Annotated in this window: 9 protein-coding genes and 1 pseudogene; 4 read left to right on the top strand and 6 right to left on the bottom strand. The window is 74.3% G+C overall.

Annotated elements, in window-relative coordinates; genetic code table 11:
- A partial coding sequence (locus AB0K09_RS22460; protein WP_366067153.1) for a peptidoglycan recognition family protein occupies positions 1 to 1,693 on the bottom strand: 1,693 nt, incomplete at its 3' end.
- Positions 1,694 to 2,072: 379 nt separating this feature from the next.
- A complete protein-coding gene (locus tag AB0K09_RS22455) occupies positions 2,073 to 3,176 on the bottom strand; it encodes an aminoglycoside phosphotransferase family protein (RefSeq protein WP_366067151.1) in 1,104 nt (367 codons plus the stop codon).
- A 328-nt stretch (positions 3,177 to 3,504) separates the two neighbouring features.
- Between AB0K09_RS22455 and AB0K09_RS22450 the strand changes: the two genes are divergently transcribed.
- A complete protein-coding gene (locus tag AB0K09_RS22450) occupies positions 3,505 to 4,992 on the top strand; it encodes a hypothetical protein (protein WP_366067150.1) in 1,488 nt (495 codons plus the stop codon).
- Between the two features lie 21 nt (positions 4,993 to 5,013).
- Here AB0K09_RS22450 and AB0K09_RS22445 read toward each other — a convergent pair whose 3' ends face one another.
- Positions 5,014 to 6,522 carry a SpoIIE family protein phosphatase gene (locus tag AB0K09_RS22445; protein ID WP_366067152.1) on the bottom strand — a complete coding sequence of 503 codons (1,509 nt, stop codon included), beginning with the start codon at positions 6,520 to 6,522 and terminating at the stop codon, positions 5,014 to 5,016.
- Between the two features lie 373 nt (positions 6,523 to 6,895).
- Between AB0K09_RS22445 and AB0K09_RS22440 the strand changes: the two genes are divergently transcribed.
- Positions 6,896 to 8,338: a HEAT repeat domain-containing protein gene (locus tag AB0K09_RS22440; RefSeq protein ID WP_366067149.1), complete on the top strand. Its 1,443-nt coding sequence runs from the start codon at positions 6,896 to 6,898 to the stop codon at positions 8,336 to 8,338.
- A gap of 150 nt (positions 8,339 to 8,488) precedes the next feature.
- A complete protein-coding gene (locus tag AB0K09_RS22435; protein WP_366067148.1) occupies positions 8,489 to 8,935 on the top strand; it encodes a hypothetical protein in 447 nt (148 codons plus the stop codon).
- Positions 8,936 to 8,984: 49 nt separating this feature from the next.
- Here AB0K09_RS22435 and AB0K09_RS22430 read toward each other — a convergent pair whose 3' ends face one another.
- The 3 genes from AB0K09_RS22430 to AB0K09_RS22420 all read right to left on the bottom strand — a co-directional run bounded on the left by AB0K09_RS22430 (position 8,985) and on the right by AB0K09_RS22420 (position 10,629).
- Positions 8,985 to 9,887 (bottom strand): hypothetical protein, encoded by a 903-nt coding sequence (locus AB0K09_RS22430; RefSeq protein WP_366067147.1) that lies wholly within the window; start codon positions 9,885 to 9,887, stop codon positions 8,985 to 8,987.
- 81 nt (positions 9,888 to 9,968) lie between these two features.
- Entirely contained in the window at positions 9,969 to 10,298 is a 330-nt protein-coding gene (locus AB0K09_RS22425; protein ID WP_366067146.1) for a DUF6233 domain-containing protein, read from the bottom strand.
- Positions 10,299 to 10,419: 121 nt separating this feature from the next.
- Positions 10,420 to 10,629 carry a hypothetical protein gene (locus AB0K09_RS22420; protein WP_366067145.1) on the bottom strand — a complete coding sequence of 70 codons (210 nt, stop codon included), beginning with the start codon at positions 10,627 to 10,629 and terminating at the stop codon, positions 10,420 to 10,422.
- A gap of 232 nt (positions 10,630 to 10,861) precedes the next feature.
- Between AB0K09_RS22420 and AB0K09_RS22415 the strand changes: the two are divergent.
- Positions 10,862 to 11,178 (top strand): annotated as a pseudogene (locus AB0K09_RS22415) (glycosyl transferase); the annotation flags it as partial.

Below are 11,178 nucleotides of genomic sequence, written 5' to 3'. Positions count from 1 at the left end.
GCCCCGCCCGCGGAGTGACGAGCGTGCCGCGCGCCGGCACGGACGTCTCCTGCCACCACGGATCGTGGAACCACGCCTTCTGCCCGAGGTACCAGATCGCCGTCCACTCGCCCTCGCGGCCCGCGACGGCGAACTGCTGGCCGGTGGAGGCGCGCGCGCCCGTGTCGTTGACACCGGTCGTCGAGGGGCTGCCGTCGGGGTGCAACCCGGCGTCCGTCACCAGCGGGGCCGTGTCGTTCGGCGCCGTGTACAGCCGGACCGCGCCCGAGCCGTGCGACGGGCAGGGGGACCCCGGCTTGTCGCAGCCGGTGTACTCGGGCGTGTTGTCCTCGTACTCCGGCCGGATGGTGACCATGCCGCTGTACGGGCCCGCCGTGGCGTGGAAGCCCCGGCCCATCAGCGCGAAGTAGTGCGCCCAGTCCCAGTACGGGCCGGGGTCGGTGTGCATGCCCCGGATCGTGGCCGGCGTGGTACCCGGCACGTTGTCGTGGCCCAGGATGTGCTGCCGGTCCAGCGGGATGTCCAGCTTCTCCGCCAGATAGCGCACCAGCCGCGCGGACGTGCGGTACATCTCCTCCGTGTACCAGGCGTCCGGCCGGGCCAGGAAGCCCTCGTGCTCGACGCCGACCGACGTGGAGTTCACGTACCAGTTCCCCGCGTGCCAGGCCACGTCCTTGGTCGGCACGTGCTGGGCGATGTGGCCGTCCCCGGAACGAACCGTGTAGTTCCAGGAGACGTACGTCGGATCCTTGATCAGCTTGATCGTGGTCTCCCAGGTCGCCTCCGTGTCGTGGATGACGATGTAGTCGACCTTCTGCGAGGCGGGCCGGTCCGCGACGTCGTGGTTGCCGTAGTCGTCGCCCTCCAGCTTCTGGTAGGGGGCCGGGATCGACTCGCAGGCCACCGAGCGCGGGCATTCCGGCCCGTGGGAGCGGTCGTCCTCCTCGCCGGCCGGGGCGCCCTTCAGCCCCAGCCGGCGGATCTGCTCGGTGCGGGGCGCGAGACCGGGCCGCGCGGGCAGGACGACCTCCTGCCGGCCGTCGGTGATCCGCCGCTCGCCGCCGCGCATCACGTCATAGGCGTCGTCGGCGAAGGTGGTGGCCGTGGCGGTGTCCGTCGCCCCGGAGAACGCGGCCACCGCGCCGTACCAGTCGGCGGGGTCGTCGCTCAGCGGCAGGCCGAGTCGTTTCTGCTCGGCGGCGAGCAGGGCGGCGCCGCCCCGCACATTGGCGGAGGTCTTCCCGCGCAGTTCCTCGGGGGACAGCCCGGTGAGCACGGCGGCCCTGCGCAGTGTCCGCAGCCGCTCCGGGAGATCGCCGGGCGCCGGCGCCGGGACGCCCGCCCGCACGGCCGGCAGTGGCCGGGCCGTGTCGCCGCGCGCGTCCTCGCCGGGCTCGCTGTGGTGCGGGGAGGAGGCCAGGGCGGTGGCGGCGTCCGTGAGGTGCATCGGACCGTATCCGCCGGTGACGCTCGGCGCTCCGGCGTGGGCGTCCCAGCGCGACTCAAGATAGGAGACCGCGAGCAGCACGCTCTGCGGCACGTGGTAGTCGGCCGCCGCCCGGGCGAACTCCTGCTGCAGCGAGTGCCGCGCCGAGCCGGCCCGCGGCTGCTCGGCGGTGGCCGTCGGCACGGCCGAGACCGCCGGCAGCAGCAGGGCGGCCGACGCGACGGCGCCGGCCGCCCGTGGTGGAATACGGCGGCTTCTTCGCGGACCTCTGCGGGATACGGGCGCGGGGTCGGGATCGGGTCCTCGCAATGCGGCCTCCTCAGGACGGGCATGCCGTGCGCCGGAGTGTTGATGCGCGATCATTGCCTACGGGAACCGAACTTACCAAGGGCCCTCGCGCAAGCAGACGATCCGTCAATCAGACTGCTGCCGTGGCGTCATACACGTCAACGTCCGCGCCGGGAGTGCCCGGCGCGGACGTTGACGTGTATGTGGTGCGGACGTGGCGGAACCGCCGGCCCTCCCCGCGATGCACCCGCTCCGCGCGTCACCCGCGTGGCGGAGGGGGCGACACGCCGCACAAGTCGGCGGCGCGCGGCGTGTCGCCCTCTTCGTGGCCGGCGGCTCAGCGCGTACCGACCGCGGCCCTGACGGCCCGGCGGGCCAGTGCGCAGTCGTCGTGCAGCCGGCGCAGCAGCAGCCGCTGCTCCTCGCCGGACTCGACGGACCCGGGCGACGGCGGCTCGTGCATGGCGCGCTGAACGGCGGTCTCGTACGTCCGGATCTCCCGGGTGAGCACGAGCATCAGATTGACCAGGAAGGCGTCACGGGAGGTGGGCCCCGCGGCCTGGGCGTGCTGGCTGATCTGACGGCGCGCCACGGGGGCGTCCCCGAGGACGGTCCACAGCGTCGCCAGGTCGTACCCCGGCAGGTACCAGCCGGCGTGGTCCCAGTCGACCAGCACCGGGCCGGCGGGCGAGAGCAGGACGTTCGACAGCAGCGCCTCGCCGTGGCAGAACTGGCCCTGGACGTGCGCCAGCCCGTGGAGCAGCTTCTGCAGGTCACCCATGTCGCGGTCGGTGAGCAGGCCCAGCTCGTGGTAGCGCGCGATGCGCTTGCCGTAGTCGAGCGGCATGTCGAACATGCCGGCCGGCGGCCGCCAGAGGTTGACCCGGCAGATCGCGCCCAGCGCCGCCCGCACGTCCGCGCGGGGCAGGGTGTCCACCGGATGCCGCTGGGCGGCGGCCGGCCGGCCGGGCATCCGCTCGATCACCAGCGTGCAGTTCTCCGGATCGGCGGCGATCAGCCGGGGCACCCGCACCGGTGGACGGTGGCGCACGAACGCCCGATATGTGGCTATTTCGTGCCGGAAGCGCTCGGCCCACGCGGGGGAGTGGTCCAGTAAACACTTGGCCACGGCCGTGCTGCGGCCGGTCGTCCCGACCAGCAGCACCGACCGTCCGCTGCGGCGCAGCACCTGGACGGGGTTGAACTCCGGGCAGATGCGGTGCACCGACGAGATCACCGTGCGCAGCTGCGCGCCCTGGGGGCCGGACAAGTCGATTCTCCCGCTGAGCGGTTGGGCGCCGAGCCCCGGGGCCCTCCGCGCCCGGCCGTTCCCGAAGGCGCCTCCCACGGCGTGGGAGGGGTCGAGATACGGGCCGCTGCCGCTCGGCTGGGGGCGGAGCGGGCGGGGCGGAGCGGACACGGAGGTCGATGCTGCGTACATGAGCGGAACGGATCCCTTCGTGTGCCGGCGAAATGCGACGCGTCCCGGTCCGGGGGGCCGCGACGCTCCCCCGGCCCCCCGGCGCGGGCGGGCACCCTGGGGAATGCCCGCCGCACGCCCCTTCGGACCCCGCTCGCGCGTACGCTTCGGGTGCCGCCGGGGCCCCTCCTGGTGACGGGGCCGGGTGACCGGGGTGGCGCGTTCCTACATCACCAGCCGTCGCGGGTGGCACACCATCTGGCGCACCCTGGCGAACCGTGGCGAATACTCGCGGGCCCGGTCAGGGCCCGGATACCGTCAAGTCAGCCGAGGAACCTGGGGGCTTGACGTGACGAGGGAACCCAACACCCGCCTCGCGGACCTGTTCGGACTGGCCGGCTGGTCCAAGGGGGAGCTCGCGAGACTCGTGAACCGGCAGGCGGCGGTCATGGGCCATCCGCAGCTGGCGACCGACACCTCGCGGGTGCGGCGCTGGATCGACATGGGGGAGTCCCCCCGCGATCCGGTGCCCAAGGTGCTGGCAGCCCTGTTCACCGAGCGCCTCGGTCGTGTCGTGACCATCGAGGACCTCGGGTTCGGCCGGCGCGGGCGCGCAGGCAAGGCGCAGTCCCAGGACGGGCTGCCGTGGGCGCCCGAGCGGACCGCCGCGGTCCTCACCGAATTCACGGGAATGGACCTCATGCTCAACCGACGCGGCTTGGTGGGTGCGGGCGCCGCGCTCGCCGCAGGCTCAGCACTCAGCGGGGCGATGCACGACTGGCTGCACACCGACCCGGTCCTCGCCTCCGACGCCCCCCGACTCGACGACCCGCTGCGCGGCCCGGCCGCGTACGGAGAAACCGCCGGCCTCGACCGCTACGAGGCGGCCCCCGTGGGCTCCACGGAGATCGACGCCCTGGAGCACTCGGTGGAGGTCTTCCGCGCCTGGGACGCCTCCCGGGGCGGCGGGCTCCAGCGGAAGGCCGTGGTGGGCCAGCTCAACGAGGTGGGCGGCATGCTCTCCTACCGCCATCCGGAGCATCTGCAGCGCAGGCTGTGGGGTGTCGCCGCGAACCTCGCGGTGCTCGCCGGCTGGATGTCCCACGACGTCGGCCTGGAGCCGACGGCGCAGAAGTACTTCATCATCGCCGCGCACGCGGCCCGCGAGGGCGGCGACCGGCCCCGGGCGGGGGAGGCGCTCTCCCGGGCCGCCCGCCAGATGGTGCACCTCGGCCGGCCGGACGACGCGCTGGATCTGATGAAGCTCGCCAAGTCCGGCTCCGGCGAGGAGGCCCTGCCCCGCACCCGGGCCATGCTCGCCACCATCGAGGCGTGGGCCCAGGCGTCCACCGGGCGCGGCCAGGCCATGCGGCGCACCCTGGGCGAGGCCGAGGAGCTGTTCGTCTCCGACAAGGGCGACGTGCCCCCGCCCAGCTGGATGCAGATGTTCGACGAGGCGGATCTGCACGGCATGCAGGCCCTGGCCTACCGCACTCTCGCCGATCACGACCCGTCGGCCGCCCCCATCGCGCAGCGCCACGCCCGTCAGGCGATCGAGCTGCGGCAGGGCAACCGCCAGCGTTCGATGATCTTCGACTACATCTCCATGGCGTCCGCGTGCTTCATCGGCAACGACCCGGAGCAGGCGGACACCTTCGCCCGGCTCGCCCTCAACTCGATCGGGGAGACCTCCTCGCACCGCACCTGGGACCGGCTGCGCGAGATGTACCGACTCACGGGGAAGTACGCCGGGTACGGCAGGATCGAGGATCTGCGGGAGGAGATCCAGCGGGCCCTGCCGAAGGGCCCGGGCAAGCCGAGGACCGCCTCCGCGTGAGGGCCGGGTCCCGCCGGCCGGCTAGCCGATCCTGGCGATCAGCACGCAGGCGTCGTCCAGGCGGCCCTCGCCTCCGCACTCCTCCAGCACCGCTCGTACGCACTCCTGGGCGCCCGATGCCGCGGCGAAGCGCGGCGCGAGCTCCGGCAGGCGGCCGGTGTCCGCCAGCCCGTCGGTGTGCAGCAGGAGCACATCGCCGGGCAGGAGCCGTTCCTCGGTCTGCGCGTAGTCCGCGTCGGCCACGGCGCCGAGCGGCATGTCCGGAGTGCCGGCCGGGGGCCGCAGCACGCGCGCCGTCCCGTCGCGGAAGAGCAGGGGAGCGGGTCCGCCGGCCCGGGCCCAGAGCAGGGTGCGGGACCGCGGGTCGTAGCGGCAGCAGACCGCGCTGCCGAGCGCGGGCTGTGCGGAGGTGTCGAGCAGATGGTTGAGCCAGCCCATCAGGGGGCCGGGCTCCGTGCCGGAGACGGCCATGCCGCGCACGGCGCCGACGAGCATGGCCATGCCGGAGGCGGCGGCCACACCGTGCCCGGTGAGACCGCCGACACTCAGCAGGGTGCGCTCGTCGGGCAGGGGCATGGCGTCGAACCAGTCGCCGCCGAGCGGGGAACCGCTGCCGGAGGGGACGTAGTGCCCGGCGACGTCGACCGCGCTCCCGCCGCTGCCGGCGGGGGCGGGCTCACGGGCCGGCGGCCCGGACCGGGCCGCGGCCCGGGGGAGGGCCGGGACGCCGGACGGGCCGGCGGGCGGCAGCCGCAGGGACCCGCGCCACCGTGGCAGCACGGCCTCGTGCAGTTCCGTCGCGACCCGGCGCTCGGTCCGCTCCTGCCGCCGCCGGCGGCGCACCGCGTCATGGGTCTCGTGCACCGCCTGCCGGCTGCGCCGCAGCTCGCTGACGTCCCGCACGACGGCCCAGAGGGAGGCCGTGCAGCCCTCGGCGTCCAGCAAGGGCTCGCCGAGCATGTGCACGGTGCGCACCCTGCCGTCGGGGCGGACGATGCGGAACTCGCCGTCGATCGGCCTGCCGTCCACGAGACAGTCGGTGACCAGCGCGGTCAGCAGCTCCCTGTCCTCCTCGGGCAGCCAGGAGGGGAGCTCGTCGAGGGTGAGCGCGCCGTCCTCGGGGCGGCGGCCGAAGAGCTCGAAGAGCTCGCCGGACCAGGTGACCTCGTCGGTGAGGAGGTTCCACTCGGCGCTGCCGGCGGTGCCCGCGGCCGCGTCCGGGTCCGGCCCGGCTGTGACCACGGGCGCCGGCGGGGCGTCGGGCGGCGCCGGTTCCGGCTCGGGGGACAGGCCGTCGCGGAGCAGGCCCAGCTGCTCGTGCAGCCCGTCGGCGTGCCGTACGGCCAGCTCGCACAGGGCGCGCTGCCAGCGCGTGCCCGGGTCGTCCCAGCGCTCGGCCTCCGCCGCCGCCTCGCGGCGTACCGCGTCGAGGTCGCCCCGGAGCCGCCGTGTCCGCGAGATGAGCGTGTCGACCGTGCCCGGCTGGGGCGGCTCGGTTGCGGAAGGCTCCGCGGAGAGGGGGGACGGCATCACGACTCCGATGACAGGCACGGCGCGGTCGGCCGGGAAGGCCCGGGACGGTCGAGCGGACTGCTGTCACGACTGTCGCACAGGGAGCGACGGTCCGTGAGCGATTTGGCAATACCCGATGCGGTGGTGCCCTCCGCATATGCCATGGGTCGCCCCGGCGCCCGTGTCCCGATTTCACCCCGTCAAGATCATGACATGTCCGGCGCAACTTGCCGGAACGTGATCCTCCGGTAGGCTGCGGGCGCCCGGACGACGGCCAAGCCGGGGGAAGTCCCCACAGTTCACCAGGCATGGCGCGGGTGGACACCGGCAAGAATGGCCTCCGTAAGGAAATCCCGTTGCCAGCCGACTCCCCGCACCGGATGCTGACCCCATGTTCGATCCAGACATAGCGCCCAGCGGCACCCTGCTCGGCCTCCTCCAGCGAGGCCGCGGCGACGGGACCCTGCATGCCCTCGCGGCGCCGCGCGCCGAGGCGCTCGCGGCGCTGAACCACTGCGTGCTCCGCGACCCGCGGCGCGACTGGCAGGTGGAGAACCGCTCGCTCTACTACGCGCGCCTGTACCTGGACCTCGCCGGCGGCCTCGACGAGATCGAACAGCACCTCTTCCACCCGGACGACCTCCTCGACACCGCCGAGGAGCGCACCGGCCTCGCCCTCGCCGTCCTCGGCCACCTGGCCTCCTACGGCCGCGAGGACGCCCTGCTGCTGCTCCGCCGCTACGCGGCCACCGGTGGGAACTGGGCCTGGGCCCTGGACGAGCTCGCCCTGCGCGACGACGACGACGCCCTCACCGCCCTCGGCGAGCTGGTGCTCGCCCGCTTCCCGCACACCCCCGAGGGCGAGGCCGCGCTCGCCGCCGCCGTGCGCGACGCCTTCGAGCCCCGCCCGTGGCGGCTGTGGGCCGACGACCAGCACGCCCCCGCGACGGCCGCCCGGGTGCGCGCCGCCCGGGAGCAGGGCTCGTTCGACCGCTGGCAGCGCCAGCTGCGCCCCTCCGGGCCCCGGCCCGGCTGGAGCGTCCGTGAGGTCCTCGACTGGGCCCAGCAGGGCCTCGAGGCGCACCCCGTCCAGCTGCGGCACGTGCCCGCGACCCGCTGTCTGACCGCCGTCGCGGGGCCGGAGGACCGCCTGGAGATCATCGAGGCGGCCGCCTTCGGCCCCGAGGCCGCCCGCGCCACCGCCCTGCGCTACCTCGCCGAGCACGACGACCCGCAGGCCCTCGACCTCATCGAGGCGGCCGCCGCCGAGCCGGTCCTGCCGGACGGGGGCGATCTCGTCGCCGAGGCCGCCGTCACCGCCTTCGAGCGCATGCGCGGCACCGCCGCCCTCGACCGGGCCCGGCAGTGGGTCCAGCGCACCGACGGCCTCGGCGACGCGGCCGCCGCCATGCTCGCCCGCCGCGGCGCGCCGTACGACGCCCCGCTCGTCCTCGGCGCCCTGCGCCGGACCGTGCGGACCGGAGGCTGCGACGCCCCGGTCCTGTGGGAGCTCGTCGACGGCGCGGGCCGGCTCGCGATCCACTGCGCCGCCCCCGTGCTGCGCCACGTCTACCGGGAGACCGCCTCCTCCCATCTGCGGGGCCGGGCCGCGCGCGCTCTCGCCGCGACCGACCCGTCCTTCGCCGCCGGCTTCGCCGTCGAGTGCCTGTGGGACTGTGAGGAGAGCACCCGTGAGCTCGCCGCGCACCACGCGACCACGGCCGACACCCGCGTCGTGGAGCAGCTGCGCAGGCTCGCCGCCGACCCGGCCGAGGAGGCCGAGGTGCAGACGGCGGTCCGCAGCCGCTTCGAGCCGGAGGCGCCGACCGTCTGAGCGGAGCGCGCCGGGGCGGTGCGGAGTGCGCCCTGCTGGCCGGATTTCGACTGTGCGGATAATGGAGGCGCACCGCCGCGGGCGGCCGTGGAGCCGCCCTGCCCGGTGCACCGTCAAAAGCTCGAAATGCACCGATAACAGGGGGCGTGGATGAAGCAGGATCAGCAGAACAAGGGACGGTACCGAGGACGCCTGGCCCGCAGGGTGTCCGCCGTCGTCGCCGTGGTGCTGGGTGCCGCCCTGCTGGCCACCCCCGCGTCGGCCGAGACCGCGTCCTCCGCGCGGACCGGCCGGTACGTCACCGCGGCCGCCGGCACCACACAGGCGAACGCGCCGGCCGGCGCCGCCGCTTCGCAGGGGACCGTCCTCGCCGGAGCCGGTGCGGAGCAGGCCGACACCGGTCATGTGACGCTGGCCAAGAGCAAGAAGAAGACGCTCGCCAAGGACAAGAAGAAGAAAAAGAAGAAGAAGAGCTTCCTGAAGAAGCTGGGCGGCTTCCTGATCGTCCTGGTGATCCTGGCGATCCTGTTCGTCGTCGTGGTGATCGTCCTGGTGATCTGGCTCATCCGCCGCGCCGTCCGGCGCCGCAACCACTGAGTCCGTGCCGTTCCGGCCGCCCGTGACACACCGGCGGCCGGAACGCGCGTCAGCTCGTTCGCGCCACCCAGGCCAGCGCGAGCCAGGGGGTGGTGGCCGCCGCCGCGGCGAGGGCCCAGCCCGTGGCCGTCGACGGGAACCCCAGCAGCAGTGGGGTGACGAGGGCCGCGCCGCACAGCAGGAGGAGCGCGGCGGGCAGATGGACCCATGGCTCGAAGCGGCGGGCGCGCCGGACGGCGGCCTCGTTGCGGTGCAGGGCCAGGGCCGTCAGCAGCCCGACGACCGGAGCGAGTAGCCACAGCGCCGGCAGAACGACGATACGGCCGGCGAAGGAGCCGATGTCGTTGTCCGGCACCTGACGGACACCCAGCTCGGGGCGGTCCGGTACGTAGCGCAGTTGCAGGGTGCGTCCCGCCTCCGGCCTGCCGTGCGTGCGCACGCCGTCCAGGGTGACCTGCCGTGCGCCGTCCTGGAAGGGCACGGTCACGACGACCGTGGAGAGGTACGCCTCGGTGTCGTCCACCCCGTCGTCGGCGCGGCGGGGTTCGCCCACGATCCTGCGGACCGGGATCTCGAAGGTCCCGCCGTGTGCCCGGCGCAGCGTGGCGAGCCACCGGCCGTCCGCGCCGTCGGGCCCCACGCCCTGGCAGAGGGCGGCCGCGCTGGTGAAGGCGATGCCGAAGCCGAGCACCCAGGAGAGCAGGTAGGACGAGCGGGCCGGCCACGGCTCGTGGCGCCGGCGCCGGATCCGGCGGCGCAGGGCCGCGCGCCGGCGGGCGCGGGCCACCGCCGAGGCGAGGAGCCAGCCGAGGGCGCAGGCGGCGGTCGCGCAGAGCAACCACAGTTCCTGCCGCTTCGGCGGCAGCTCCCGAAGGGGGAACAGGCCGACCAGTGTCGCGACACCCCCGGTGAACAGGGTCGCCCAGCCCGTGAGCCGCGTTCCCGTCCTCATGCCGTACGTCCCCCCGGACCAGCGAGTTGATCTTGATGTGTCCAGGGTAGTGGGACGCCGGGCGGGGCCGTTCGCGCGGGGTTATTCCAGCGGGGCCAGGAACCGTTCCGGCTGGCAGGCGTCGCACAGCCGGATGTCGCGCGTGGCGAGCTGGACCCGGGCCTCGGCGGTGGTGAGGGTGTCCTCGTCGCCCCTCGGCACCCAGCAGCCCGCGTGGTGCAGTTCCTGCAGCACGCCCCCGGGTTTGCGGTGCAGGGTGATCGGCCAGAGGGCGTCCTCGAAGTCGTGCCGCCGGTCGCCGGTCAGGCGCTGGAGGACGACACCCCGTACCCATTCCCGCGCGGTATGGCCCGCCTCCTGGGCGGCTGCCTCGATGCGGACGAGTTCCTCGTGGGAGAAGAGCTGCTCCATGACGCGGGACAGTAGCAGCGGGCACGGTGCTCACGAGCCGGGTTCGGCGACTTGACCGGCAGTGCTGACCTGCGAGTTGACGGCACGCAGGGGTGATGCGCGGGGCAGACCGCGACAGCTGTCACCTGTCCTTGTGAACTTCGCACGCACGCGGCCCACTTGACGGCGGCGGATCCGTGGTGACGCCGTGGGCGCGTGCCAGCCGCAGCGCGTCGTCCAGCTCGTCCTCCGCGATGGCCGCCGCATAGGCGTCCCCCGCCTGCCGGGCCGCCGCCAGGGAAGCCCGGGCGGCGCGCACTCTCTCCCGCATCGCTTCGGCGAACGCGCTCACCGCAGCCCCTTGGGTGGATCGTCCGACGGTGGCCCGCGTGGTCGTCCACAGGATTGCCCACCTGGTCACGTGAAGAATTCCGCAAGTCCGGGCCGCCGCACAAGGGCCCGGGCCGCCGGGGCCGTGTGGGTGACGGGAAACCGCCTTCGGTGCGTTTGTCACATGATCGTAGGGATGCTTTGTTAGTTTTTCTCCCACTTGATCCCGTGTCCTGTGCGGCTGGGGGTGTGTGGTGGCGATTTCGGCGAGTGCGGCCAGGCTGGCCGCGACCCGTGGACGCTCCCGCGCGAGCAGCCCCGGCGACGGCAGGCATGCCGACCGGCGCACCGGCGGCCCACCGGCCGCGGCCACGGTCCGCGGCGGCGTACCGCCCTTGGGGCCGCCCGCCGGGGCGTCCGGGCGGGAGAGCTACGACTACGCCCGGTTCAGCCGTCTCGCGGGGGAGCTGACGGACCCGCCGGCGGACGCCTACCGGGTGCGCTACCGGCGGCTGCTGGCCCAGGGACCGGGCCGCCGGCCGGGGGTGCGGCTGCTGGTGGCGGCGGCCCC

Source organism: Streptomyces sp. NPDC049577 (genome assembly GCF_040675635.1).
GTDB lineage: Bacteria > Actinomycetota > Actinomycetes > Streptomycetales > Streptomycetaceae > Streptomyces.
This window is presented reverse-complemented; position numbering and strand designations above follow the sequence as displayed.